Source organism: Frankia sp. BMG5.60, from assembly GCF_059428125.1.
The window spans coordinates 982540-1007749 of the sequence record NZ_CM182091.1; the positions used below are offsets into that span (position 1 = coordinate 982540).

Sequence of the window (25210 nt, forward strand, 5' to 3'; positions counted from 1 at the left end):
GGCCGTGCGGCCCGACCCACCGCGCGGCCGGGTGAGCCGCCCGGGCCGCTGCCGGCCCGGCGTTCGATGTGGCTGGTGACCGTACCTATCCCCCTGGTTAGCGTGCCCGCGCGTCCCGCCGGCCGCCGCCCGGCGGACCCCGTCCGGCCGGTGGCGCGCCGGGCCAGGCGCACCCGCGCCCACTCCCAGGTGTGACATTGACGTCAGAACGACTAAGCGGGAAGATGCGGCTCCCGCGGGCGGACCGGCGGGGATTCGGGGCCTCCACGCGAACGGACAACCGTCATCCCGCCCGCATTGACAAATCATCATGGCGATCGACCGGTCGCACTGGCGACCTTGCGTCGGCTCCGCCGGTCGAGCACACCTGACAAGGGGATACACCGATGGCACCGAGGCGACGACGGACCCTGTCCGGCTGTATCGCAGCCTTCGCCGCATTATTACTCACCGTGTCGGCCTGTGGGGGCAGCAGCGATGGCGGGGCGAAGGCCGACGCCCCGCCCGCCAACGCCACGGCGGCACCCAAGGGAACACCGCTGAAGATCGGTAACGTCGGCCTGTACAGCGGCGCCTTCGGCCCGCAGAACCAGCGCGGGCTCGACGCCCTCGTCGCCTGGTCGAAGTGGGTCAACGCGCATGGCGGCATCGCCGGCCACCCGGTCGAGGTGATCAGCCGGGACGACCAGGGCGACCCGACGAAGTCGATCGCCGCCGTCCACCAGCTCGTCGAGCAGGACAAGGTCCTCGCCCTCGTCGGCAACTTCGCCGGCGCCACCGACGGCTCCTGGCGCAGCTACGTCGAGCAGCACAACATCCCCGTCATCGGCGGGATCACCACGACGGCCCAGTACGGCAAGTCGCCGATGTTCTTCGCCGCGACGTCGAACTCGCTGGGCTACCTCACCGGCGAGGTGTACAGCGTGAAGCTCGCCGGCTCGCCGAAGTTCGGCACCATCGTCTGCGCCGAGCAGGCCGCGTGCGCGGAGGCCAACGGCCTGATCTCCGGCATCTCCGCTCGCCTCGGGATCGCCTCGGCGGGCGTGCAGACGGCCTCGGCCTCGGCGCCGAACTACACCTCGCAGTGCCTGTCGCTGCGCAGCGCGGGCGTGAAGGCCGTCATCACCAACGTGCCCGCCCAGGTCACCGAGCGGCTCATCAAGGACTGCTCGACGCAGCACTTCCAGCCGACCTACGTCTTCTCCGGCGGCGTCTTCCAGCAGAACCTCATCCAGGCGGCCAGCGAGGGGGCGTGGCTGACCTCCGGGGCCCCGCTGTGGTTCGGTGACAAGCCCTACCTGGCCGATTTCACCGCCGCGCTGAAGCAGTACACCAAGAACACCCCGGACGGCTTCGCCAGCCGCGGCTGGCAGGCGGGGCTGTTCTTCGCCGCCGCGGCGAAGAACGTCTCGGCGACGCCCACCAGCGCCGAGATCCTCGACGGCCTGTACGCGCTGAACGGCCAGTCCCTCGGCGAGTGGTCGCCGCCGCTGAAGTTCACGAAGGGCCAGCCCAACGAGGTCGGCGCCTGCAACTGGTACGCCAAGGTCGTGGGCGGCAAGCTGACGACCCCCAAGGGGGACAAGCCCGTCTGCGTGGAGAACTGATCCCGGCGGGGATCCGCCGCTGACCGCCCCGCCCCGGTCCGCCCCGGTCCGGTCCCGCCGTCGCACGGCGGGACCGGAGCCGGCGCCGGTCAGCCGGTCAGGGTGCGGGTGCGGGTGAGCGCGGTGTCGACGAGCGCGTCGAGCGTGGTCAGCTTCACCCGCGGCCGGCCCGCCGGCTCGCCGGACGCCCGCTCCGCCGCGTCGATGAGCCGCCAGCCGGCCTCCGTCACCAGGTCGGGCTGGCGCTCGCGCAGCCAGGACTCGTCCTCGCCCACCGGGTCGACGCCGCCGGCCCGCGGGTGGCGCGCCAACCGGCCCTCGGCGACGTCGGCCAGCAGCGTGGCGACCGTCTCCACGGCGCACTTGCGGTTCGTCCCGATGATCCCGGTCGGACCGCGCTTAATCCAGCCGGCCACGTACTCGCGGTCCGCCCCGGCGACCCGCCCGGCGTCGTTGGGGATGATCCCGCGGCGCTCGTCGAACGGCAGGCCCACCAGCGGCAGGCCCTTGTACCCCACCGCCCGCACCACCAGGTCGGCCGGGAACACCTCCCGCTCGCCGGTGTCGACGGCGCTGACCCAGCCCTCGGCGTCCACCTCCAGCCGGTTGCGGGCGAACACCACCTCGGCCACCCTGCCCTCCCCGCGGATCTCCACCGGGGACCGCAGGAACCGCAGCGCCATCCGCCGCGTCCCCGCGGCCGGCTGCGACGCCTCAGACGGCTGGGATGGCAGGGACGGCTGGGATGGCAGGGACGGCTGGGACGGCAGGGCCGCGGCGTAGTCGCGCAGTACCGCCAGGTTGCGTCGGATCAGTCGCGACAGCTTCTCCTCGCCGGGCTGCTCGGCGACCTCCGCCGGGTCGACGTCCACCGCCGCCCCGGTGAACTCCGGCAGCTCGCGCAGCTCGGCGGTGGTGAACGCCGCCTGCGCCGGGCCCCGGCGGCCCACCACCACGACCTGTTCGACGGCGCTGGCGCGCAGGGCGTCGAGGGCGTGGTCGGCGATGTCGGTCGCGGCCAGCCGCTCGACCGGGGAGCACAGGATCCGCGCCACGTCGAGCGCGACGTTGCCCGCCCCGATCACCACCGCGCGCCGGCCGGACAGGTCGGGCGCCCGGTCGACGAAGTCGGGATGGCCGTTGTACCAGCCCACCACGTCCACCGCGGGCACGCTGCCCGGCAGGTCCTCGCCCGGAATGCCCAGCCGCCGCTCGCCCTGCGCGCCCACCGTGTACACCACCGCGTCGTAGCGCTCGACCAGCTCCTCGCGGGAGACGTGCCGACCCACCTCGACGTTGCCGAAGAAGCGGAAGCGCTCGTCGGCCGCGGTCGCCGCGTACACCGACGACACCGCCTTGATCTTCGGATGGTCCGGCGCCACCCCGGCCCGCACCAGGCCCCACGGCGTGGCAAGCCGCTCGTAGAGGTCCACCCGGACCGGCACGCCGGACTGCTCCAGCAACGCCCCCGCGGTGTAGAAGCCCGCCGGACCGGAACCGATCACGGCGACGGACAGGGGGGCGTTCACGGCATCATCGGCCATACGGCGACTCCTTCTGACGGACGGCTACCCGGCCGGATCCCTACCGGGCGACCGCACGGACACGCCCTCGACCACCCGACGCGTCCCACTGGACGGGATCACAGGCACGATCCTCCGATGACACCGCCCGGCGGGTCGACCGATCGGCTCGAACCGCCGAGTGTCGGCGCGTCGGGTGTCGGCGCGTCGGGTGTCGGCGCGTCGGGTGCCGGCACGTCGGGTGCCGGCACGTCGGGTGCCGGCGCCTCAAGGTCACGCACCCGCCGCCCGCCGGCCGGCGGGCACCAGCGGCGAGTCCGCGGCGAAGCCTTCGACCGTCACGCGGCGGCGGGCGAACCGCCACGTGCCGTCGACCTCGACGACCTCGTCACGGTAGGTGCCCCAGTGGTCCGCCCCGCGGACGCCGACGAACTGGAAGCAGGCGTACGTGGCGGCGCCGCCCTCCGGACGGGGGTCGATGTAGACCGAGCTGAGGTGGTGGCGACCCGGGAGGATGTCGACGGAGCGGAAGCTCTCCCCCGCGCTGCGGAAGTAGGCTTCGATCGCGTCCCGGCCGACGTTGGTGTCGTCGTCGATCCGGAACACCGCGTCGGGCAGGAAGAGGTCCACCAGCGGCCCGAGCCGGCCGGAGTCGGCGAAGTACGTGTAGGACGCCAGCAGGTGGGCGGCGCCGACGCGGGTCCGCAGCTCAGCGTTGTCCATGTGGATCTCCGATCGGGACGGCGGCGGGAACGGGGACGCGGTGCCGCGGGCCGGGCCGGAGCGCGGGAGGCAGCGCGGCAACTGGCGTGAACAGCACGTCAGATGACCCCTAGCCTGCCACGGCCGCAGGGCACCTGCGCAGGTTTGCCTCCCGCTCGTCCACCCGGCCACACCTGTTGACGCGACCGTCAGATTCGGGCTAGCGTCCGGATCCGGTCAGGGTGGAGGACTGTGGTGCTGATGCATGACGAGGATCTCGACGTTCTGATCGTCGGCGCGGGCTTCGCCGGCATGTACGCGGTGCACCGCCTGCGCCGGCAGGGGCTGCGGGTGCGGGCGTACGACGCGGCCGACGACGTCGGCGGCACGTGGTACTGGAACCGCTACCCGGGCGCCCGCTGCGACATCGAGAGCCTGGAGTACTCCTACTCCTTCTCCGAGGAGCTCCAGCAGGACTGGCAGTGGAGCCGGCGCTTCCCCGAGCAGCCGGAGATGCTCGCCTACGCCCGCCACGTGGCCGACCGCTTCGACCTGCGCCGCGATATCGAGTTCGCCACCCGGATCACGTCGGTGACGTTCGACGAGGGCGACGGGCGCTGGCTGGTCACCACCGACCGGGGTCAGCGGGTGCGCGCCCGGTTCTGCGTGATGGCGACCGGCTGCCTGTCCGTGCCGAACGTCCCCGACATCCCGGGGGCCGACCGCTTCGCCGGGCGCGTCCTGCACACCGCGACCTGGCCGGCCGAGGACGTCGACCTGGCCGGTCAGCGGGTGGGGGTCGTGGGCACCGGCGCCTCGGGCATCCAGTGCATCCCGCTCATCGCCCGGGTCGCGGGCCACCTGACCGTGTTCCAGCGCAGCGCGAACTTCAGCGTCCAGGGGTTCAACGTGCCGCTGGACCCGGAGCTGGCCCGCGAGCGCAAGGCGCACTACGGCGAGTACCGCGAACGGGCCCGGCGTTCGTTCGGCGGGATGCTGCTGCGCCAGAACCGCGTCCACGCCCTCACCGCCTCGGCCGAGGAGCGCGACCGGGAGTTCTCCGCGCGTTGGGGGCTGGGCGGCTTCGAGTACATGGCCGCCTTCGACGACCTCATCTTCGATCCGGCGGCCAACGACCTCGCCGCCGACTACGTCCGCGACAAGATCCGTCAGATCGTGCACGACCCCGAGGTCGCCGCGACGCTGACGCCGACCGACCACCCGATCGGCACCAAGCGGATCTGCGTCGACACCGACTACTACGACACGTTCAACCGCGACAACGTCACCCTCGTCGACGTCCGCCGCGACCCGATCACCGAGATCACCGAGACCGGGGTGCGGACCGGCGGGCGGATACACGAGCTGGACACCCTCGTCTACGCCACCGGCTTCCACGCGATGACCGGGGCACTGCTGGCGATGGACATCCGCGGCCGCGGCGGGCGCCGGCTCGCCGACCACTGGGCGCACGGACCGCGCACCTACCTGGGCCTGGGGATAAGCGGGTTCCCGAACCTGTTCGTCGTGGCGGGCCCCGGGAGCCCCTCGGTGATCTCCAACGCGTTCGTCTCCCTGGAGCAGCACGTCGACTGGATCGGCGACTGCCTGGCCCACCTCGACGCCCACGGTCTGGCCACCATCGAGGCGGACCCCGCCGCCGAGGAGGACTGGGTCGCGCACGTCAACGAGGCCGCCGCGCGCACGCTCTACCCGCAGGCGAACTCCTGGTACCTGGGGGCCAACATCCCGGGCCGGCCGCGGGTGTTCATGCCCTACGTCGGCGGGGTCGGCCGCTACCACAAGCGCTGCGCCGCCGTCGCCGCGGAGGGCTACACCGGCTTCGCCCTCAGCGCCTAGCCAGCCCGGTCGTTCGCATATGCCGCATCGCTGCTGGTGAGGAGCGTTGGAGGCGGTACCAACCCGCGAGGATCGCCGCAGATCGGTGACGGTGATGCGCGCAACGCCGAGCCAGCCCGCACGCGGCGGTGCCCCCGCCCCCGCGCGGCGAGGTGCGTGGGAGCGGCGCTGCCTGTCTCTTCCACAGGGATAAATCGGACGTCGAACCCTGTGGAAGAGCCATGGAGGCGCTCTCCCACGCATCCACCGCCGACCCGCGAAGCGCCCCGCAACCGGCTACGCCTCGGCGGCCGACGAAGATGCCAGAACCATAGCCCATTGAAGATCATAAAATGCCTGCAACGGGGCACCGATGCTATAAACATGGTGTCAGATGAGCTCGACTGAGCCCACCTGAACCCAGACCCCGCCCGGCGAAGGCCGGCGCGACGATCCCTTCCGGCGCCCGGCGCACGGGCGGGAACCAGGAGGAGGGACGGGCGTTGCCCGAAGGGACGAGCGCCGCGGGCCCACTCGCCGGCATCCGGGTCGTCGAGCTCGCCGGGATCGGCCCCGGCCCGCACGCGGCGATGATGCTCGCCGACCTGGGCGCGGACGTGGTCCGGGTGGCCCGGCCGGGTTCCGTGCCGGCGCCGGGGGTACCGGCCGAGCCGGTGCAGCGCGGGCGCCGCCTCGTCGAGGCCGACCTGGGCGATCCCGCCGCCCGTGACGGCGTGCTGGACCTGATCGCCGGCGCCGACGTGCTGATCGAGGGCTTCCGCCCCGGCGTCACCGAGCGCCTCGGCCTCGGCCCGGACGACTGCGCGCGACGCAACCCGCGGCTGGTCTACGGGCGGATGACCGGCTGGGGCCAGCAGGGACCGCTGGCGGACCGAGTCGGCCACGACATCAACTACCTGTCGATCACCGGCGTGCTCAACGCGGTCGGCCGCGCCGGCGAGCCGCCGCTGCCGCCGCTGAACCTCGTCGGCGACTTCGGCGGCGGGTCCACCTACCTGGTGGTGGGCGTCCTCGCCGCGCTGGTCGAGCGGGAGCGCTCCGGGCGCGGCCAGGTCATCGACGCGGCCATCGTCGACGGCGCGAGCCTGCTCGCGCACATGGTCTGGGGGCTGCGCGGGCGTGGCCGCTGGAACGACGAGCGCGGCTCCAACCGCCTCGACACCGGCGCGCCGTTCTACGATGTCTACGAGACCGCCGACGGGCGCTACATGGCCGTCGGCGCGCTCGAGCCCCGCTTCTACGCCACGTTCGTCACCGGCCTCGGCCTCGACCCGGCCGCGCTGCCCGGCCAGGACGACCGGGCCCGCTGGCCGGAGCTGCGCGAGGCGTTCACCAAGGCCTTCGCCGGGCGCACCCGCGACGAGTGGGCGGCCGTGTTCGACCCCCTCGACGCCTGCGTCACCCCGGTGCTGGACTTCGACGAGGCCACCGCGCACCCGCACATGGCCGCCCGGGAGGTCCTGATCGACGTGGCCGGCGTGACCCAGCCCGCCCCCGCGCCGCGGTTCTCGCGCAGCGTCCCCGCCGCGCCGCGGGTCCCGCCGCGCGCCGCGGTCACCGTGGCGGAGGTCCTGGCCGGGTGGACCTGATCCCCCGTCACGCCCCCGAACCCGGGCCCGAGACCGCTCTCGATCTCGACCCCGCGTTCGACCTCGATCTCGATCTCGACCCCGCTTTCGACCTCGATCTCGATCTCGACCAGACAACGAAGGAGGCGCCGTGTCCGTAACGGCAACGCCGTCCAGCGGCTCCGACACGTTCCCCACCGGTGCCTGGGAGCTCCCGGACGAGTTCCGGATGCTCGCCGACACGGTGCGCCGCTTCATGGAGACCGAGGTCCGCCCGCTGGAGGACACGCTCCCCCACGACGCGGCCGGCCTGCCGCCCGAGCTGCTCGGCCCGTTGCAGGCCAAGGCCCGCGCGGCGGACCTGTGGGCGCTGCAGACCCCGGCGGAGTTCGGCGGTGCCGGGCTGAGCGTGCTCGGCCAGGTCGTCATCGCCGAGGAGGCGGCGAAGTGCCGGATGGGCGCGTTCTTCCCGGCCTGCGGGGCGTTTGGCGGCAACCCGCCGACGGTGATGTTCTCCGCGACCAAGGAGCAGTTCGAGACGTACGCCCGCCCCATCATCGAGGGTAAGGCGGGCCGGGCGTTCACCGCGATCAGCGAGCCGTCCGGCGGTTCCGACCCGGCCCGGGCGATCCGCTGCCGTGCCGAGCGCGACGGCGACCACTACGTCATCAACGGCACCAAGATGTGGACGACCCACGCCGGCTCCGCGGCCTGGGGGGTGCTCTACGCGCGCACCGGCGAGCCGGGCCGGCGCGACGGGATCACCTGCTTCATCCTGCCCAACGACGTCGAGGGGCTGACCAAGTTCCCGATTGACGTGATGACCTCCTACGCGCCGTACGAACTGCACTTCGACAACGTCCGGATCCCGGTGGCCAACCGGATCGGCGAGGAGGGGCAGGGCTTCCGGCTCGCCTCGCAGTTCCTGGTCTCCGGGCGCATCGCCTACGCCGCCGGCCCGATCGGCATCGCCCAGCAGGCGCTGGGGATGGCGATCGACTGGGTCAAGCAGCGCGAGGTCTTCGGCTCCCGGCTGGCCGACAAGCAGGGCATCCAGTGGATGATCGCCGACAGCGAGGTGGAGCTGCGCGCCGCCCGGCTGCTGATGTACCAGGCGGCCTGGAACGCCGACCTCGGCAAGGATGTGCGGGTCGACGCGTCGGTGTGCAAGATGTACGGCACCGAGGCCGCCTACCGGGTCCTGGACCGCTGCGTGCAGATGTTCGGTGCGCTCGGCCTGTCCAAGGAGATGCCGCTGGAACGCTGGTTCCGCGACCTGCGGGTCAAGCGCCTCGGCGAGGGCGCCTCCGAGGTCCAGAAGATGATCATTGCCCGCGAGCTGCTCCGGTGACGCGGCGATGACCGAGACCGGAACCTCACCGACCGCCGACGCCTCGACAGGTGGCCTCGTCCCGGCGGCCCGCGCCGAATCCTCCACGTACGCCGCGCCCGCGCCGAACGCGCCGGCCGCCGCGTCCCCGCTGGCGCGGGAGTACGCCGAGAGCCGCTTCCGGCTGAGCCAGGTGAGCCGCGACGAGCGCGGCGTGCGCGTCACGATGCAGCTCGGCCCGTGGCTCGACGGGCCCGACGGCGTCGCGACGATCGGTTCGCTCGGCGTCCTGGTGGACTCCGCGATCGGGATGGAGGTCTACGACGCCCGGCCGGAGAACTCCCACTCGGTCACCGCCGAGCTCTCCGTCGACGTCATCGGCCCCCCGCCGTGGTCCGGCGGCCTGCTGACGGCCAGCGCCGAGCTGCTCGGGCGGGATCCCGCCGGCGGGACGGCCCGCTGCGAGGTCCGCGACGACGCCGGCCGGCTGATCGCCGTCGGCATCGGCCGCTGCCGCTTCGTCAGCATCCCGGGCTCGGCGGCGGGATACCTCGACGGCGAACCGCAGATGCTCCCACCGGCCGCGCACCACTCGCTGCTGGCGGCCCTGAGCCGGGCCGGCGCCGGGGGTTCGGACGACGGCGACGGCGGCGGCGGTTCGGGCGACGGCCGGGGCGGGGTCATCGCCGGCCCCGTGCGCGACGGCGACGTCGGCCGGTTCGTACTGCCCGCCAACCCGGCGTTCGAGAACGGCGGCGGCACGGTGCACGGCGGCATACTGTTCTGCGCCGCCGAGCTCGCCACCGAGGCGCTCGCCGACCCGGCGGTGCCGGAGCGCACGACGGCGATCCGGGTGAACTACCTGCGCCCGGCCGACCTCGCCGCCGCGGTCACCGCCACCGCCGAGCTCGTCCACCGCGGCCGCACCGTGTCGCTCTACCGGGTCACGACGGCGGGCCCCTCCGGCAAGCCCGCCACCCTGTCCACCATCACCCGCGAGCGCGGCACCCCGGTGTTCTGACCCCGACCTCGCCGCCGCCCGACGCCTCCACCGGCGCCGGGCGGCGGCGGGGCTTGCGGGGCCGCGGGGGCCGCCGCGACCGACACCGCGACGGCCCACCAGTCGTGTTGACCTGGCTACTGTTGGGTCATGCTTCGCGAGTGGGACGCCCGCACCTACGATTCGCTGCCTCTCCCCCACCTGTTCTGGAGTGAGAGAACACTCCGTCGGCTCAGCCTGACGGGCGGCGAGACGGTCCTCGATGCCGGTTGCGGCACCGGGCGGGACACCAGCGCCCTGCTCGACCTGCTGCCCGACGGGCGCGTGATCGCCCTGGGCGGCTCCGCCGCCATGCTCGCGCAGCTCCGCGCCCGCCTCGCCGATCGCCTCGACCGTGTCGAGGTGATCCAGGCCGATCTGCGGGAACCGCTGCCCGTCCACCCCCGGGTCGACGCCGTCGTCAGCGTCGCCGCCTTCCACTGGTTGCCCGATCACGACACGGTGTTCAGGAACCTGGCCGAGGTCATGCGGCCGGGGCCCAGCTCGCGTTCGAGTGCGGCGGCCAGGGCAACGTCGCGAGCATCGTCCACGCCATCGACGAGGTGCTGCCTCAGGCGCCGCAGGTGTGGAACTTCGCCGGCGTCGAGGACACGACGCGCCGCCTGCTCGACGCCGGGTTCACCGACGTCGAAGTGACGCTGACGCCAGATCCCGCCCGGTTCGAGCAGGTCGTCACCCGCGCTCTCGGCGCCGCCGCGCTACCCGAATCCGGCGGAGTACGACCCCAACTGACCGTCACCGTCGACTGGACCACCCTGCTCGCCGCCGGCCTCGACCCCGCCACCACCAGTTGGGGTCTGCCCCTGCCCCGCGGCGTCCTGGCCCGGCTGAGCTGCGACGCGGAGATCAGCCGCATCCTGCTCGACCCCGCGGGCGTTCCCCTCGACGTCGGCCGCTCCACACGCACTGTTCCCGCCGCCGTACGCCGCGCCCTGGCCGCCCGCGATCTTGGATGCACCTTCCCGGGATGCGATCGGCCACCCTCATGGTGCGAAGCCCACCACGTGATCCACTGGAAGGACGGCGGGGTTACCGCGCTGCACAACCTCACCCTGCTCTGCGGCACCCACCACCGCCAAGTCCACCATGACGGCTGGCAGATCACCTTCCTCGACGACGCGCGACCCGCCTACATCCCACCCCACCGCATCGACCCCCACCAACGCCCCCGCCGCAACCCCTACAGCCAGCCCCCCCCGACCTCTTCGCCACCACCTGACCGGCGAGGCGGCCCCTCCTCGGATCGCAGTCAGCTATTCGGATGAAGGTGGTCCAGGCGATGATTTCGCCGTTGCCACGGGTGATCCGGCGGGCGATAAGCCGAGAGTGCGGTTAGCCGGCGTCGGGCCTGTCCACGCGATACACATAGTGCAGTGGGTCGTCAACGGGATTGTCCGGCGCGAGTGCACCCTGCCCGACACGTCGGAGGCCTGCCTTCTCCAGCGCCCGCCACGACGCCCGATTGGCCGCCACGACCGGCACCACGACGCAGGTTGCATCACGGTGGTCGCTCCAGATCCGCCTGATCATTGAGGCAATCATGCGGCTACCCAGGCCGTGCCCTGTCTGTTCGGGCTCGCCGATCAGATAGTCGATGGTCATGGCACCGGCCTGGATGTCCACGATGGATGTCAGTTCGTCGTGGTATTCCGGGTAGTCGGCGAGGCGGCACCGTTGCACCAGCCCGACGGGCCGGCCGTCGAGCAGGGCGAGGAAATCCTCCGAAGGCTCCTCGCCGCGGGTTGCGGGACCGAAGTCGCGTGAGACGGCCTCTGTGGTGGTCTCATGGTTCCACCACCGCGCGACAGATGGCTGCTCCAGCCATCCCCGCAGCAGGGGGAAGTCGGACTCGTCGAGCCGCCGCCAGGTGATCACCGTCGGTCGCTCCCACGAGATGCGGTCAGAGCCAGCCACCGGATCCAGTCGGCGACGACCAGCCCGCGAGATCCGGCCGCCAGCATGTCACGGCTATGCACACCCTTCCGCCAGGGCAGCGGCCATGAGGAGCTGCGCTCGGCTGCGCGACCGGCGGGGCATTCGTCCCGGGTGCGGTGCGCGTGGGTCTGGTCGGCGCGGCCTGGCACCCGGTGGCCGGGGCCGAGGCCGGGGCATCGCCCCCACTCGGTCGCGAAGGCAGTATGGCCGGGCTGGCGGATGACCGGGCCCTGGTCAGGAAGAATGTTGCGCGCTAATATGCGGGACAATTCAACAATATTTCCGCGGAAAGCGGGGCCATGCTGTGTACGGTGGACCGATTGTCACGTCCCTGGATGACGCGCACTGGTTCGACGTGACCCGGTTGGAGTATCCGGACGGGCGGATCGCGCGGATCCAGGAGGCGTGGATCCAGCTCTCGCCGCGCTACGTCTGCTTCTACAACAAGTGGGATCCCGGCGCGATCACGCCCCGGCACGGTCACCACGGGGATCACTCGATTTTCGTCACCCGCGGGCAGGTCTCGGACGGCACGCATGTCTGCGGCCCCGGCTCGCACATCATGCTGGAGTACGGCGACACCTTCGGCCCCTGGGAGGCCGGGCCCGAGGGCTGCGAGATGTACGGGGTCATCATGGGCGTCGGGCACCCGTTCCTGGACAAGACCGCCTGGCGGAAGTACCTCGCCGAACGCGGGATCGTCGAGCACCCCTGCCCGCCGCCGCCGCTGCCGCTGTGGTCGGCCGGGCTGAGCGTGCTCCCCGCGGACTGAGCGGACGCGCGCCGCGTACTCTCCCGCACGTTCGCCGCACCCCGGCCCGGACGTTCGCCGTGCCCGGCGGCACGCCACGTCCACCCTGCACGCCCGCCACGCGCGACGGCCGGGGCACCGGATGGCGGTGCCCCGGCCGGGGGCGGGCTACTCGATCGGGTCGTCGATCGTCGGGTTACGCACGCCGAAGCCGATCTCCTTGACGTTGAACGTCGGCTTCAGGCCCGGGCGGTCCACCCACGACGGGCGCGGCTCGTGACCGGGCTCGGGGCGGGCCCAGTCGACCCAGGTGCCCCAGTCGTCGCGGGTCAGCTTGATGTCGCCGGGCGTGTACGGCTGGCCGAACTCGGCGTACCACTTGCCGAAACGCTTCATCTCGTAGGCAATCCAGTAGTCCTCCTCGGACTTGAACTGCCCGTTGCCGGCGTACTCCAGAATCTGGATCGACTCGGCGCCGACCTTGGGGCCGCCCGGGATCTTGTAGTTGTCGGCCCAGTTGATACCCTTCCAGACCACCGTGTCACCGTCGATCTTGTACCAGATCATCGGCGTGTAGGTGCCCGGCGACCAGGACATGGTGACGTCGAGGTACTCCTCGATCTCGTCCTGGCCGTTGAAGGTGCCCCAGTAGTGGTCCTTGTACCAGGCGTCCTCGGTGAAGCACTCGTGCGCCCAGCGCTTCCAGTCCTCCGCGACCGGCCCGAGTAAGTAGTAGTTCTTGAATGCTGCTTCCACTTCTTCGCGGGAATGGCTCACACGGCCTCCAGGGGTGTGGGTGGCATTGCATGCGCCTCGAGGGCGGTCAGGCGCGGACCGTGGTCGGGGTGTAGGCGGCCTTGAGGTGCTTGATGCCGTGGAGGAAGTTCGTCCGCAGGAACTGCGGCTCCTCGACGGCGTGGATGTCGGGAAGGTACTCGAACAGCGCCTTGAACACCACGGACAGTTCGAGGCGGGCGAGGTGCGCGCCCAGGCAGAAGTGCGGGCCGGGAGCGCCGAAGCCGAGGTGCGGCGGGGTGAGGTCGCGGCGCACGTCGAAGCGGGTGCCGTCGGGGAACACCGACTCGTCCTGGTTCGCCGAGCGGTACCACAGCACGAGCTTGTCGCCCTCGCGGAACTCCTGGTCGCCGAGGCGCACGCCGTCGGCGGTGACGGTGCGGCGCATGTGCAGCACCGGCGACGCCCAGCGGACGACCTCGTCGACGGCCGTCGGCGTGAGGCCATCGACGTCGGAAGCCCACAGGGCCCGCTGGTCGGGGTTCTGGGTCAGCGCGAGCAGGCCGTGCGCGATGGCGTTGCGGGTGGTCTCGTTGCCCGCGCCGACCAGCAGGATGAAGAAGGAGGCGAGCTCCTGCGCCGTGAGGTTCTCGTCCCCGGCGGCGACGAGGAGGCTGATGAGGTCGTCGCCGGGGTTGCGCTGGCGGTCGGCGGCGAGTTCGCGCAGCAGTTCGGCGAAGTCGTCGCCGACCCGGGACAGGTTCTTCGCGACCCCGCGCGGGCTCTGGTCGGGGACGTACTCCGGGTCGCTGGCGCCGAGCAGCTTGTTGGTCGACTCGAAGACGAACTGCTCCTGGCTGCGCGGGATGCCCATCATGTCGTTGACGATGCGCAGCGGGATCAGCGCGGCGACCTCGGTGACGAAGTCGCACTCGCCCTTCTCCGCCACCGACCCGATGACCTCCCGGGTCACCTCGCCGACGTTGGCGCGCAGCGCCTCCAGGTTCTTCGCGGTGAAACCACGGGAGATGATCCGGCGCTGGCGGGCGTGCTGCGGGTTGTCCATCGCGATGATGGAGCCGAAGAACTCCCGCAGGTCCAGCGGCTGGTCGAAGATGTTGGTGCCCTCGCCGGAGCAGAAGTCCTCCGGCCGGCGGCTGACCTCCATCACGTCGGCGTAGCGGGTCACCGCGTAGAAGCCGCGGCCCCGGGTGTTGCCGGCGAGGTCGAGTTCGGGGAAGTACGGGCGTTCCCCGGACGCGCGCACGCTCGCGAAGTAGGCGTCGCGTTCGGCCGCGGGCCGGGTCCACCAGTCGAGATCGTCCAGGTCGACGTCAGCGATCAGGCTCATGGCCGGTTCTCCTCGTGCTGTGCGGCGGCACCGCGGAACGGGTGCGGCGCGCTCCGGTGGTCGTTCGGACGGTGGCGGCGAGCTGGGTGCGGCGAGTTCAATCGCGACGAACCTCGGGGCGACGAACCTCGGGAGGGGCGGCGAGCCTCGGGAAGCGACCGGCGGGGTGACGGGTCAGGCGGCGTCGGCGGCGTCGGCGGCCGGGTAGCGCAGCACGCCCCGCAGGTTGGTGCCGGCGCGCAGGTCGTCGAACGCGTCGTTGATGTCCTCGAGGGGGTAGGTCCGCGACACCATGATGTCGAGGTCGACCTGGCCGACGCTGGACAGCTCCAGCAACTTGGGGATGTCGGCGCGCGGGTTGCCCGAGCCGTAGAGCGTGCCGATGATGCGCTTCTCGGTGAGGGTGAGGTCCATCAGGTTCACGTCGATGGACGTCTCCGTCGCCGGGTGGATGTTGGTGACGACGAGCGTGCCCCGCTTGGCCGTCATCCGCAGGGCCTTCTTGACCAGCTTGCCGTCCCCGACGCCCATGGCGCAGATGAACACGTCGGCGCCGCGGTCCCAGGTCGCCTCCGCAACGACGGCGGGGGCCTCCTGCCAGGAGGTCGCGACGTGGGTGGCGCCGAGCTCGAGGACCTTGTCCTTCTTCGTCTCGACCGGCTCGATCGCGACGATCACCTTGGCGCCGGCGAGCTTGGCGCCCTGGATGGCGGCGCCACCGATGCCGCCGACCCCGGCGACCACCACCGCGTCGCCCGGGCGGACCTGGGCGGCGTAGACCGCCGAGCCCCAGCCGGTGACGAACCCGCAGCCCAGCAGGCAGGCCCGGTCCAGCGGGTAGTGATTGTCGATCTTGATGACGCTGGCCTCGTTGACCACCGTGTGGTGGGCGAACGAGCCGATCAGGCAGGCGGTGGAGATGTCCTCGCCCTTGGCGTGGTGGCGGTAGCCGTCGTCGGAGATGTGCCGCCCGCTGTAGAGCTTGGCACCGAGGTCGCACAGGCTCTGGTGGCCGGTCGAGCAGGACGGGCAGCGCCCGCACGACGGCATGAACCCGAACACGACGTGGTCACCGGGCTTGAGCCAGGACACGTGGGCGCCGACCTCGCGCACGACCCCGGCGCCCTCGTGCCCGCCGATGCACGGGATGCGGAAGGGCATGTCGCGGGTGACGAGGTGCTCGTCGGAGTGGCAGATGCCCGAGGCGTGGAGTTCGACGAGCACCTCGTCGTGCTTGGGCGGGTCGAGCTCGATCGTCTCGACCGCCCACGGGGCGTTCGCCTCCCAGAGCACCGCGGCCTTGGTCTGCACTGTCGTGTGGTCCTCTCGTCGCTACCGGCGGTCCGCTCCTGGTCGGCGATCCGGTACTGGTCGGTGGTTCGGTGCTGGGGGCGGCGGCCGGTCGGCCCGCCGGGGGGTCACCCCGCCGGCAGGATGATCGACTGGTACTCGGTGTAGGACGCCAGCCCCTCCGGACCGCCCTCGCGGCCGATGCCGGACTGCTTGAACCCGCCGAACGGGCTGCCCAGATCCATCCCGGCGCTGGAGTTCACCCCGACGCCGCCGGCGCGGATGCGCCCGGCGACCGCCTCGCCGGCGGCGATGTCGGTCGTCCACACCGCGCCGGCCAGGCCGTAGTCGGAGTCGTTGGCGATGCGCACCGCGTCGTCGACGCCGTCGTAGGGGATCACGACCATGACCGGGCCGAAGATTTCCTCGCGGGCGACCCGCATGCCGTTGTCCACGCCGGCGAACAGCGTCGGCTCGACGTACCAGCCGCGGTCGAGGCCCTTGGGCCGGCCGCCGCCGGTGACCAGGCGGGCGCCGTCGGCCTCGGCGGAGCTCAGGTAGCCCTCGACCCGCTCGCGGGCCTGGCTGGAGATCAGCGGGCCGACCTCGGTGGCGGGGTCGCGCGGGTCGCCGACGGTGAGCGCGCCGATGCGGGCGCCGAGCGCGTCGACGACCTCGTCGTAGCGGTCGCGGGGGGCGAGCACGCGGGTCTGGGAGACGCAGATCTGCCCGCCGTTGGACATCGCCCCGCCGACGATCGCCTCGACCGTGCCCGCACCGAGGTCGACGTCGGGCAGCATGATCGCCGCCGACTTGCCGCCGAGCTCCAGCGTGCAGCGGCGCAGGTCGCGCGCGCACAGCTCGCCGATGCGGCGACCGACGGCCGTCGACCCCGTGAAGCTGATCTTGTCGACGCCGGGGTGGCGGACCAGGTGCTCGCTGGCCGCGGCCTCGCCGGGGACGATGGACAGCACGCCCGGGGGCAGGCCCGCCGCCTCGGCCGCCTCGGCGAGCAGGTAGGTGTGCAGGGGGGTCTGGGGGGCCGGCTTGAGCACGACGGTGCAGCCGGCCAGCAGGGCCGGGGCGAGCTTGAGCGCGGCGACGAACAGCGGCGCGTTCCACGGCACGATCGCGCCGACCACGCCGACGGGCACCTGCCGCACCCGCACCGGGCCGCCGAAGCCGCCCTTGCGGGTCGTCTCCCACTCGTGGCTGCGGCCGATGCCGCTGTAGGTGGCGAACACGGCGGTGGCGACCCCGACCTGGCCGAGGGTCGACCACGCCCGCGGCGAGCCGACCTCCGCGGAGATCAGATCGGCGAACTCCTCCGCCCGCGAACGGATCGCCTTGCCGAGCCGGCCGACGATCTGCGCGCGCTCGGCCGGCTCGAGAGCCGGCCAGGGACCGGAGTCGAAGGCGCCGCGGGCGGCCTGCACCGCCGCGTCGACGTCGGCGATCGAGGCGCTCGGCACGCGCCCGATCGGCTCCTCGGTCGCCGGGGAGAACACGTCGATCACCCGGGACGAGGCCGGCGGCACCCAGCCACCGATGAAGAGATTCTCGTGGGTGTACAAGGAGGTCTCTTTCCCACTGATGATCAGGTCGGGCGGCCGGGCCACGACCGGACCGGCCCGAGAAGGTCGACGCCCGGGCTCCCGCCCGACCGTATGATCACTTAATTCTGGCGTTCATGTCACCGATGTGCAAACAGTACCCGCGCGGACTACGCGCCGGCTGTGTTCGCCGGGGTCCGCGCGGCGAAGTGCTGCAGGACCGGGCCGAGCAGCTCCGGGGTGGACCCGTGCAGGACCAGCTCGTCGGCGCCGGCGTCGAGGTAGTCGTCGAGGCGGGCGGCGCACTCGCCCGCGGAACCCACCGCGGCGGCGTCGGTCAGCCACGACGGGGGCAGGGTGCCGGCGACGTCGAGGAGCTGGTGGCGGGTGAAGACGTTGTCGGCGGACCCGCGCAGGCCGGCCATCAGCGGGTGGGAGCGCAGCGCCGTCAGCGGCTCGACGCCCCACTCGTTCACCCCGGCGAGGCGCTCGCCGAAGCCCGGGATCTGGAAGTAGGTCACCGCCCGTGCGCCGACCACCGCCGTCTCCTCCTCGGGCGTGAGGTCGGGGGCGACCACGACGGTGGCGTAGACCTTCACCGTCGACGGGTCGCGCCCCGCCTCGGCCGCGGACTTGCGCACGATCGCCACCGAGCGGGCGACGGCCTCCGGGGTGAGGAAGGGGTGCAGCAGCGCGCCGTCGAAATGCGCCCCGGCGAGCGCGAGGCTCTTCGGGCCGATCGCGGCGAACACCAGCTCCGGCGGCGCGACGTCGGGCAGGTCGCCCAGGCGCATGACCGGGAAGCGCCCGGCGGGGCCGTCGTAGGAGACCTTCTCCCCCCGGCACAGCCGGCGCAGCATGTCGGCGGAGTCGACGAGCACCTGGTTGGTCATCGCCGGCAGGCCGACGGCCTTCCACATCGGGCCGACCGAACGGCCGAAGCCCAGCGTCAGGCGCCCGCCGCTGAGCGCCTGCGCCGTCATCGCGGTGGAGGCCAGCACGACGGGATGACGCACGAGGAAGTGGGTGATGCCCGAGGCGATGCGCACCCGGCTGGTGGCCTGGCCGATGGCGCCCGCGAGCACCCCGAAGTCCTTCGTCCCCCACCGCTCGCTGAGCCACACGGTGCCGAGCCCGAGGTGCTCGGCGGTCTGCGCCTGGCCGATCGCGGGCCGCGGATCGGCGACCCGGCCGGGCAGGACGTAGGCGCCGAGGCGGTCCGCCACCCGGGCCGCACCGGTCAGATCGCGGTCCCTGTTCGTCGTCATGCCCCTATTCTGACATCCGTGTCTAGTATTTGGGCGATCAGCCGGTCCGGGCGGTCGGCAACTGGGGCACGCGGGCGGAAGGAGTCAGGATGGCCACCACGGCACGACGGGATCTCGAGGCGACCCGGGAGGTCCTGCGGGGGTGGCTGGAGGATCGGCACGGCGCCACCGACGTGGAGATCTCCCCGCTGACCTCGCCCAAGGCCGGCTACTCCAACGAGACCCTCTACCTGCACCTGGCCTGGACCCCGCCGGACGGCCCGCGGCGCGGCGAGGACCTCGTGCTGCGCATCGAGCCCACCGGCCACCAGCTCTTCGTGACCCCCGACGCGGTCCGCCAGGCCCGGATCATGCAGGCGCTCGCCCCCCACCCGGGCGTGCCGGTGCCGACCATCTGGTACATCGAGTCGGATCCCACCGTGCTGGGCTCGCCGTTCTACCTGATGGGCCGGGTCGACGGCCGGGTGCCCGGCGACGTCCCGAGCTGGCACGCCGAGGGCTGGACGGTCGAACTCAGCCCGGCGCAGCGGACCCTGATGCACGACAACGCGCTGGCCTCCCTGGTCGCGCTGCACCGCATCGACGTGCGCGACGGTTTCGACTTCCTGACGCCCGAGGGGACTGGCACCGCGCTCGACCGCTATCTGGCGGGGCTGCGCGACTGGCACACCTGGGCGGAGCCGAGCCTGCGCTGGGAGCCCGACACCGTCGCCGCCGCCGTGGACCACCTGCTGCGCGAGCGCCCCGACGACCCGTCCGCCGGCATCGTGTGGGGCGATGCCCGGGTCGGCAACATCAGCTTCGGCGCCGACCTGTCCGTGCGGGCGATGTTCGACTGGGAGACGGCCACCGTCGGCCCGCCCGGCATCGACCTCGGCTGGTGGCTGATGTTCGAGGACTTCCTCTGCGAGGCGCAGCGGCTGACCCGGCTGGAGGGCGTACCCGACCGGGCCGCGATCATCGCCCGCTACCAGGAGCTGTCCGGCCAGCCGGTCGAGCACATCGACTACTACGAGCTGCTCGCCGCCACCGTCATGACGCTGATCAACAGCCGCCTCGGCGTGCTGCTGATGACCAGCGGCGGGCTGCCGGAACGGGTCGCCTCCGCCTACGCCCGCCGCACCATCAGGATGATCCGCCGCGGCCTCGACCGCGTCGCCGCCTGAGTCGCCGCCTGATCCGCACCGCCCGCGGACAGCAGCCCGTGGAGACGCCCCCGGAGACGCCCGCGGAGGAATGACGGCAGTGTTAGAAAGTTGCTCCGCCTCCTGCTAGCGTGCAGCACGTCACGGTGGCGCGGCAGGCAGCAGGCAGCACGACGGCGCCGCCCGGCGACGGGTCCATAAGATCGCGACCCCGGACGCACCGCCTGACCACCTCGACCGACGACCCGACGGAGCCAGTTGATGAGCGCACCCAGCGAGGCGGGCGCCGCGTGGGAGTTCCCGATCGAACGCGGCAAGATCCGTGAGTTCGCCCTCGCCATGCAGTCCGAGGCGCCGGAATACCAGCACCCGGACGCCGTGGTTCCGCCGACGTTTCTGATCAACGCCAACCGCTGGGCGCCCGAGGGTGCCCGCGTGCCGCACGGGTTCGACCGCCGCCGGCTGCTGCACGGCGAGCAGGAGTACATCTTCCACGGGCCGCCGCCGCGCGCCGGGCAGACCCTCTACGCCGCCGAGCGCCTCGCCGAGCGCTACGAGAAGCCCGGCCGGCGCGGGGGCACCATGAAGTTCGCCGTCATCGTCACCGAGTTCCGCGACGAGACGGGCACCCTGGTCGCCGAGGGCCGCGCGACCTACATCGAGACCGCGAAGGCCACCAAGACAGCGGAGCCAGCCACGAACACGGAACCGGCCAAGACCGCGGAGTCGGCGGCGGCCGCGCAGCCGGCGCCGGTTACCGAGGAGAAGGCATGACGGCCCCAGGCACCACCCTCGCCGACCTCGCCGTGGGTTCCTCCCCCGAGCCGCGCTCGTTCGGCCCGCTCACCCGGCAGATGTTCGTGCGCTACTCGGGGGCGTCGGGCGACCTCAACCCGATGCACTACGACGACACGTTCGCCCAGCGCGCCGGCTACCCGTCGGTGTTCTCCCAGGGGATGCACCAGGCGGCCCTGCTGGCCACCTTCGCCACCGACTGGCTCGGCGCGGAGAACGTCCGCCGGTTCCACGTCCGCTTCCGTGAGCAGGTCTGGCCGGACGACGTGCTGACCTGCTCCGCAGTGGTCACGGCCATCGAGGAGCAGCCCGAGGGCCGGCTGGTCTCGGTGGACCTGAGCTGCGCGCGCCAGACCGGCGGCGTGGCCATCGCCGGCGCCGCGGAGTTCCTGCTGCCCCGCTGACGGCGAGGCGCGCCGCCGCCGCGCCGCCGCCGCGGCGGTCCGGGCAGCTCCCGGCGACTTCCGCGCAGCCGGTGCATCCCTCACTGCCGGTGCGATCCATACCGCCGGCGCCCTCCGTACGCCAACGCCATCCGCACGGCCGTCGGTCTGACTCCCGGGTCGGGTCGACCGCGGGCCGCCGGGCCGGCCGCAGGTCTTCCGTCCAGCACAGTTCCCCATGACTCGGTGGCGCCCGCCGGCGAGGGTTGACGACCCTGCCGACGGACGCGGCCGGGGGATCCGCGGTCCGGCTCCAGGGCGACAGCCGGGCCGCGGATCCTTCTCGCGTCAGGTCAGTTGATCGCGAGGAGTTCCACCTCGAAGACGAGGTCGGAGTTGGGCGGAATGACGGGCGGGAAGCCCCGGGGCCCGTACCCGTAGTCAGGCGTGATGGTCAGCACCGCCTTCTCGCCGAGCGAGAGCTGGGGGACCCCCTCGTCCCACCCCTTGATCACCCTGCCGACACCGATCTCGGTCCTGAACGGCTCGCCCCGGTCACGGGAGGAGTCGAACTTCTTTCCGCTGCCGAGCAGGGTACCGACGTAGTGAATCGTCACCGCGTCCCCCTTCTTGGGGAAGGTCTTGCCATCCCCCGGCGACAGGACCTCGATAGTTACGCCCATGCAACCAGCCTTTCCTCGATGATGAGACCAGCCAGGCGGCGGCGGACCCGCCCTGGCCAGGGCCGGGCGAACCTACCGCCACGGACCGCCGCGCCCCCGCGGCCAACCCCGGGGGCGTCCAGGGAAGTATGTCAGTCGTCCCACCCCCGGCCGGCGACGTGGCGCCCGTGCGCCAGCCTTGCGTGGCGCTTGTCCTGGGCCGTCATCGCCGCCTGGGTCATGGACCGAGAGGGTCACTTCAGTCCGGTGTTCGACACGGGCTGGACTGGTGAGCCGGGGCCGACCAACCCGGCTCCAAGCAGGGCACATTCGCTTCTGGAGGGCGGGAGCAGCCGCCACCACATCGTGCCCCCGCCGCAGTGGTTCGCTACTCGTCGTCGTCCCGGTCGTCTCGCAGCGATGGCGCTGTCCGGGATCACTCGCTGGCTGTCGAGAGTATGGCGGTCTACGGCCACAACCGGCGTACTCTTCTCGCAACGATTCAACCACGGAGGGCTACGGCGTGGCCTGGAACAAGGCGCGGCGAGACGGCGGCAGCGACGGTGTTTCCACTGGCCGCGATGGCGTGAAACGCGGCGGCAAGGGGGGCTCCGCCGGCAGCAAGGGCGACCCGGACACCGAGAAGGACTACGACAAGCGGGGGGCGAAGGCCCGCTCCCCCGACCTCGAACCGGTCGAGACCGCGGACTGCACCGCTTGTAACGGTACGGGGAAGATCGCCACTGACCGGTTGGAGTCCGACGAGGACGGCGGGTTCACCGGCACGCAGCGCACCGACTGCACCGCCTGCAATGGCACCGGGCGAGCCGCAGGGAAGAACCGATGAGCGACGACGAGCAGGCGTCGCCGGCCGACGACCGGCCAGCCGAGAAGCCGGCCGAGAAGCCGATCATCCGAATGTTGACGCTGGTGGCCTGTCGGCACTGCCGCCGCCGGCGAGGCGCGAACCTGGTCGCGACCGGGCGGCCCGAGCCGATGCCCGAGCGGGGCACCTGCCCGCACGGGAAGCCGCTGCGCACCGTGTGGGCGGACGGCTTCGGCCCGGACGCTGAACCGCCACCACGGCCAGGAACACCGGAGGAGCGGCGGCAGGGGCCGGTTTGACCACCACCACTCAGTGCGGCCATCCATCGACGCGAGTCTGTGCCGGCATCACGGTTTCCGGGCGACCCCGCCGTAGATGCCCACCTGCGCGTCGCGCAGTGTCGACTGGTCGTCGTCGGGCCGCCAGCGGTGCGCGACGAGCAGGCCCGGTTCGACCAACTCCAGGCCCTCGAACATGCGTTCCACCTGGAGACGAGCGATCGACGACCCGCGCAAGCAGTTGCAGGCCGCAGCCATGCCGACTCTGCTCGTCATCGACGTCGCCAGGACCGGCGAAGGCTGGATGCGACCCGAGGACGTCTGGGCGCGGAGGCTCGCCGATCTCCTGCCACCCAACAGCCCGTTCATCGCCGTCGGCGTGATCATTCCCACGCTTGACAGCAACCAGCCGCCTTGGGGCTTGGCGGTTCGCCAGGCCGCGGACGCCCACGATCTTGTCGCACTGGACGGGATCATCGACGCGCTCAACCTCACCCCGACGCCGTAGGCCTCGAGGCGCAATGGCTCCAGGTGCTGTTGGGGCCGCTGGCACGGCCATCGCTATGGCGCCGGCTCGACGAGCGCCGGGCCCGTGTGGGCGACCAGTGGCAGCTGGCCGAGGTCCAGCCCCAGTGGGGCGGCAATACAGGAGACGCTTTCGCGAAGGTTTTCGCCCGCCTGGACCGCGGCCTGTTTCAGATCCATCGGTGTCCTCCGGTGTCGGAGGTCGGCGGGAAACACGCACCCCCGCCGCAGACGCGGAACTATCTGTTCTGTTGGTCTTTCCAGGCCCGTCTGGCGGTCATTTTGGCCGTTTCCCGCGCTGTGTGGTCCGGGGTTGCGAGATCGTAGACGGCTCGGCCGTCGAGGGGATGAGCCAAGATCACGCGGAGACGCCGGAGTCGTTCGGGGGACAGTTGCCTGAGCCTCGTCTGCTTGCCTGGACGCGACCTGCCGGGAGACAACGGGACGAATTCGCCGGGCAGTGGTAGTGGGCCATGGCCTGGTTCGATGCCTACCGACACCAGCACGTCCAAGCGGTCAGGTAGCTCCTGGATCTGCACGGTAGCCGGGACCTCTCCCCGCGCGCTGCGGATGGAGAGCAGTAGTTGGGTTCCGTCGTGGCTCGCCTCGACTCGGTCGATCGGCTGCTCCCACGGGGCGAAGGCGCGGGGATCGGGCGCGAGGAGCCGGGTGAGCCAGGCGGGCTCGGTCGCCGTCCCGATGAGCCTGCCGCCGGGTAGGCGCGCAGCCTTGCGTAGTGTCGCACCCGGCCGCTCTGCGATCCTGTTCCGTTCAGACACCGGGTAGACGCCGAACGTCCGTCCTGGCTCGAATCCGGCAGAGATGGCGTGAGCCACGGTCACCGTCTCCGAGCCGGCGTGCGACGGGTGTCGTTCCGGGATCCATGCAGTCCAGGGACGGGGTGGATCGTCATCGAAGTCGCCGACGATCGATCGGGAGTCGCCCCAGCCCTTTTTCGAGGCCGCTGTTCTCAGCAGCTTCGAGCTCTCGCTAGAGGTGAACTGCCAGTTGGTGAAAGGGAGCAGCAGAGTGGTGGTGACCTCGAGCTTCCGTCCCTGGCTCACCACTCCGCCGCCTTTCAGGTTCAGCCGATCCTACCGTTCAGCCGATCCTATGGCGACGTGGAAAGTGGCGTGGTCTTCGTAGACTTCGTCTCCTATCGCATCGTTGTATGCGCACCGTTCCTCGAGCGAGGTTATCCCGTTGAAGCAGACGCGGGTGCCGGAAACGAACTTGGCCCAGTGCGGGTGCGTACCGGTGGGTACACCACACCTCGTGGCGGCCATTCCGCTTCCACCCTGTCGCCGGCCCGCCCGCCTGCGGTACTCGGCGTTCTCACCACCGGCCGTCGGGCGCGCGGTACCGCGGTCCGGACCGCGGCGCTTTTCAGCCCCCAGCCAGCGCCGCCGGGGCCCCGGGTCCGGCCACATGGCGGTCAGCAGATGCAGGAGACAGCTACCCGTTCGCCCGGCCCCGACGGTCATCACCCGCCAGCAGGATCCAGATGTGTGCCCTACGCGCAGTTGGCCGGCGGCGGGCCGGGGGCGGCAGGCCGGGGGGTGAACAGCGCGCCGAGGGCGGCGAGGGCGCCGGGCACCGGCCGGTAGTAGGCCCAGACGCCGCGCTTGTCCCGGCTGATCAGGCCGGCGTCGACGAGGACCTTCAGGTGGTGGCTGACGGTCGGCTGGGTCAGCCCGAGGGGCTCGGTGAGTTCGCAGACGCAGGCCTCACCGCCGTCGCGGGCACAGATCATCGACAGGAGCCGCAGTCGGGCGGGGACCGCGACGGCCTTCAGCACGGCGGCGAGCTGGTCGGCGTCGCGCGCGGACAGGGGCGCGGCGGCCAGGGGCGTGCAGCAGGCCCCGAGTGCACCCGCCAGACCGCCACCGGCCAGACTGCCGCCGGCCAGATCAGCGCCGACCGGGTCGACGCCGCCAGAGTCAGCGCCGACCAGGTCCACGCCGGCAGGGTCGCTGCCAGCGGGGTCGCAGCCGGCAGGGTTACAGCCGGCAGGGTTACAGCCGGCCTCGTCGGGCCGGCCGGTGGACGCCGTGGCGGGAGCG

General features: G+C 72.0%; 28 protein-coding genes. 15 read left to right on the forward strand and 13 right to left on the reverse strand.

Annotated features, from left to right (window positions below):
- Nucleotides 1–386: 386 nt before the first annotated feature.
- Complete coding sequence (locus AC5R91_RS04115) at nucleotides 387–1607, forward strand: ABC transporter substrate-binding protein (protein WP_495395765.1); 1221 nt, start codon at nucleotides 387–389, stop codon at nucleotides 1605–1607.
- An 89-nt stretch (nucleotides 1608–1696) separates the two neighbouring features.
- Here AC5R91_RS04115 and AC5R91_RS04120 read toward each other — a convergent pair whose 3' ends face one another.
- Both AC5R91_RS04120 and AC5R91_RS04125 read right to left on the reverse strand, forming a co-directional pair.
- Nucleotides 1697–3151: an FAD-dependent oxidoreductase gene (locus AC5R91_RS04120; RefSeq protein WP_495395766.1), complete on the reverse strand. Its 1455-nt coding sequence runs from the start codon at nucleotides 3149–3151 to the stop codon at nucleotides 1697–1699.
- A gap of 252 nt (nucleotides 3152–3403) precedes the next feature.
- Complete coding sequence (locus AC5R91_RS04125; RefSeq protein ID WP_495395767.1) at nucleotides 3404–3853, reverse strand: nuclear transport factor 2 family protein; 450 nt, start codon at nucleotides 3851–3853, stop codon at nucleotides 3404–3406.
- A 240-nt stretch (nucleotides 3854–4093) separates the two neighbouring features.
- Between AC5R91_RS04125 and AC5R91_RS04130 the strand changes: the two genes are divergently transcribed.
- The 7 genes from AC5R91_RS04130 (at nucleotide 4094) to AC5R91_RS04160 (ending at nucleotide 10915) form a co-directional block, all read left to right on the forward strand.
- Nucleotides 4094–5692 carry a flavin-containing monooxygenase gene (locus AC5R91_RS04130; protein WP_495395768.1) on the forward strand — a complete coding sequence of 533 codons (1599 nt, stop codon included), beginning with the start codon at nucleotides 4094–4096 and terminating at the stop codon, nucleotides 5690–5692.
- 482 nt (nucleotides 5693–6174) lie between these two features.
- A complete protein-coding gene (locus tag AC5R91_RS04135; protein WP_495395769.1) occupies nucleotides 6175–7281 on the forward strand; it encodes a CaiB/BaiF CoA transferase family protein in 1107 nt (368 codons plus the stop codon).
- Complete coding sequence (locus tag AC5R91_RS04140; protein ID WP_495395770.1) at nucleotides 7272–7421, forward strand: hypothetical protein; 150 nt, start codon at nucleotides 7272–7274, stop codon at nucleotides 7419–7421. The genes AC5R91_RS04135 and AC5R91_RS04140 overlap by 10 nt, the downstream gene beginning before the upstream one ends.
- Complete coding sequence (locus AC5R91_RS04145) at nucleotides 7412–8611, forward strand: acyl-CoA dehydrogenase family protein (protein ID WP_495395771.1); 1200 nt, start codon at nucleotides 7412–7414, stop codon at nucleotides 8609–8611. The genes AC5R91_RS04140 and AC5R91_RS04145 overlap by 10 nt, the downstream gene beginning before the upstream one ends.
- A 7-nt stretch (nucleotides 8612–8618) precedes the next feature.
- On the forward strand, nucleotides 8619–9611 hold the full coding sequence (locus AC5R91_RS04150; protein WP_495395772.1) for a PaaI family thioesterase: 993 nt from the start codon (nucleotides 8619–8621) through the stop codon (nucleotides 9609–9611).
- Between the two features lie 129 nt (nucleotides 9612–9740).
- A complete protein-coding gene (locus AC5R91_RS04155; protein ID WP_495395773.1) occupies nucleotides 9741–10286 on the forward strand; it encodes a class I SAM-dependent methyltransferase in 546 nt (181 codons plus the stop codon).
- Nucleotides 10214–10915 (forward strand): HNH endonuclease signature motif containing protein, encoded by a 702-nt coding sequence (locus AC5R91_RS04160; RefSeq protein WP_495395774.1) that lies wholly within the window; start codon nucleotides 10214–10216, stop codon nucleotides 10913–10915. The genes AC5R91_RS04155 and AC5R91_RS04160 overlap by 73 nt, the downstream gene beginning before the upstream one ends.
- Before the next feature lie 67 nt (nucleotides 10916–10982).
- On the opposite strand, the gene AC5R91_RS04165 is transcribed toward AC5R91_RS04160, so the two are convergent.
- Complete coding sequence (locus tag AC5R91_RS04165; RefSeq protein ID WP_495395775.1) at nucleotides 10983–11525, reverse strand: GNAT family N-acetyltransferase; 543 nt, start codon at nucleotides 11523–11525, stop codon at nucleotides 10983–10985.
- Nucleotides 11526–11889: 364 nt separating this feature from the next.
- On the opposite strand from AC5R91_RS04165, the gene AC5R91_RS04170 reads away from it, so the two are divergent.
- Entirely contained in the window at nucleotides 11890–12357 is a 468-nt protein-coding gene (locus AC5R91_RS04170) for a hypothetical protein (protein ID WP_495395776.1), read from the forward strand.
- Nucleotides 12358–12504: 147 nt separating this feature from the next.
- Here AC5R91_RS04170 and AC5R91_RS04175 read toward each other — a convergent pair whose 3' ends face one another.
- The 5 genes from AC5R91_RS04175 to AC5R91_RS04195 all read right to left on the reverse strand — a co-directional run bounded on the left by AC5R91_RS04175 (nucleotide 12505) and on the right by AC5R91_RS04195 (nucleotide 18533).
- Nucleotides 12505–13113 carry a hypothetical protein gene (locus AC5R91_RS04175; RefSeq protein WP_495395778.1) on the reverse strand — a complete coding sequence of 203 codons (609 nt, stop codon included), beginning with the start codon at nucleotides 13111–13113 and terminating at the stop codon, nucleotides 12505–12507.
- Nucleotides 13114–13159: 46 nt separating this feature from the next.
- A complete protein-coding gene (locus tag AC5R91_RS04180) occupies nucleotides 13160–14422 on the reverse strand; it encodes a cytochrome P450 (RefSeq protein WP_495395779.1) in 1263 nt (420 codons plus the stop codon).
- Between the two features lie 174 nt (nucleotides 14423–14596).
- Nucleotides 14597–15733, reverse strand: coding sequence for an NDMA-dependent alcohol dehydrogenase (locus AC5R91_RS04185; RefSeq protein ID WP_495395780.1), 1137 nt, complete (start codon nucleotides 15731–15733; stop codon nucleotides 14597–14599).
- A gap of 107 nt (nucleotides 15734–15840) precedes the next feature.
- Nucleotides 15841–17286 carry an aldehyde dehydrogenase gene (locus tag AC5R91_RS04190; RefSeq protein WP_495395781.1) on the reverse strand — a complete coding sequence of 482 codons (1446 nt, stop codon included), beginning with the start codon at nucleotides 17284–17286 and terminating at the stop codon, nucleotides 15841–15843.
- 149 nt (nucleotides 17287–17435) lie between these two features.
- Complete coding sequence (locus AC5R91_RS04195; protein WP_495395782.1) at nucleotides 17436–18533, reverse strand: TIGR03857 family LLM class F420-dependent oxidoreductase; 1098 nt, start codon at nucleotides 18531–18533, stop codon at nucleotides 17436–17438.
- Nucleotides 18534–18622: 89 nt separating this feature from the next.
- Here AC5R91_RS04195 and AC5R91_RS04200 point away from each other — a divergent pair, with 89 nt between their 5' ends.
- From AC5R91_RS04200 to AC5R91_RS04210, 3 genes are all read left to right on the forward strand, one after another.
- Nucleotides 18623–19699 carry a phosphotransferase family protein gene (locus AC5R91_RS04200; RefSeq protein ID WP_495395783.1) on the forward strand — a complete coding sequence of 359 codons (1077 nt, stop codon included), beginning with the start codon at nucleotides 18623–18625 and terminating at the stop codon, nucleotides 19697–19699.
- 240 nt (nucleotides 19700–19939) lie between these two features.
- The gene (locus AC5R91_RS04205) at nucleotides 19940–20452 is read left to right on the forward strand and encodes an FAS1-like dehydratase domain-containing protein (RefSeq protein WP_495395784.1); all 513 of its coding nucleotides are present in this window, start codon (nucleotides 19940–19942) and stop codon (nucleotides 20450–20452) included.
- Nucleotides 20449–20877 carry a MaoC/PaaZ C-terminal domain-containing protein gene (locus AC5R91_RS04210; RefSeq protein WP_495395785.1) on the forward strand — a complete coding sequence of 143 codons (429 nt, stop codon included), beginning with the start codon at nucleotides 20449–20451 and terminating at the stop codon, nucleotides 20875–20877. Before AC5R91_RS04205 ends, AC5R91_RS04210 begins: the two co-directional genes overlap by 4 nt.
- A gap of 332 nt (nucleotides 20878–21209) precedes the next feature.
- Here AC5R91_RS04210 and AC5R91_RS04215 read toward each other — a convergent pair whose 3' ends face one another.
- Nucleotides 21210–21539 carry an FKBP-type peptidyl-prolyl cis-trans isomerase gene (locus tag AC5R91_RS04215; protein ID WP_011604517.1) on the reverse strand — a complete coding sequence of 110 codons (330 nt, stop codon included), beginning with the start codon at nucleotides 21537–21539 and terminating at the stop codon, nucleotides 21210–21212.
- Nucleotides 21540–22041: 502 nt separating this feature from the next.
- Between AC5R91_RS04215 and AC5R91_RS04220 the strand changes: the two genes are divergently transcribed.
- Together AC5R91_RS04220 and AC5R91_RS04225 are read left to right on the forward strand one after the other, a co-directional pair.
- Nucleotides 22042–22365, forward strand: coding sequence for a hypothetical protein (locus AC5R91_RS04220; RefSeq protein WP_495395786.1), 324 nt, complete (start codon nucleotides 22042–22044; stop codon nucleotides 22363–22365).
- Nucleotides 22362–22643 (forward strand): hypothetical protein, encoded by a 282-nt coding sequence (locus tag AC5R91_RS04225; RefSeq protein ID WP_495395787.1) that lies wholly within the window; start codon nucleotides 22362–22364, stop codon nucleotides 22641–22643. The genes AC5R91_RS04220 and AC5R91_RS04225 overlap by 4 nt, the downstream gene beginning before the upstream one ends.
- Before the next feature lie 48 nt (nucleotides 22644–22691).
- Here the strand turns inward: AC5R91_RS04225 and AC5R91_RS04230 are convergent, their stop codons facing one another.
- Nucleotides 22692–22820, reverse strand: a complete 129-nt coding sequence (locus AC5R91_RS04230; protein WP_495395788.1) for an SAM-dependent methyltransferase — start codon at nucleotides 22818–22820, stop codon at nucleotides 22692–22694.
- On the opposite strand from AC5R91_RS04230, the gene AC5R91_RS04235 reads away from it, so the two are divergent.
- A complete protein-coding gene (locus tag AC5R91_RS04235; protein ID WP_495395789.1) occupies nucleotides 22819–23130 on the forward strand; it encodes a hypothetical protein in 312 nt (103 codons plus the stop codon). The two genes, AC5R91_RS04230 and AC5R91_RS04235, sit on opposite strands and share 2 nt — an antisense overlap.
- A 53-nt stretch (nucleotides 23131–23183) precedes the next feature.
- Here AC5R91_RS04235 and AC5R91_RS04240 read toward each other — a convergent pair whose 3' ends face one another.
- The 3 genes from AC5R91_RS04240 to AC5R91_RS04250 form a co-directional block, all read right to left on the reverse strand.
- A complete protein-coding gene (locus AC5R91_RS04240; protein ID WP_495395790.1) occupies nucleotides 23184–23327 on the reverse strand; it encodes a hypothetical protein in 144 nt (47 codons plus the stop codon).
- Between the two features lie 59 nt (nucleotides 23328–23386).
- The gene (locus AC5R91_RS04245; RefSeq protein WP_495395791.1) at nucleotides 23387–24211 is read right to left on the reverse strand and encodes a hypothetical protein; all 825 of its coding nucleotides are present in this window, start codon (nucleotides 24209–24211) and stop codon (nucleotides 23387–23389) included.
- Between the two features lie 449 nt (nucleotides 24212–24660).
- Nucleotides 24661–25056 carry an ArsR/SmtB family transcription factor gene (locus AC5R91_RS04250; RefSeq protein WP_495397890.1) on the reverse strand — a complete coding sequence of 132 codons (396 nt, stop codon included), beginning with the start codon at nucleotides 25054–25056 and terminating at the stop codon, nucleotides 24661–24663.
- Between the last annotated feature and the right edge of the window lie 154 nt (nucleotides 25057–25210).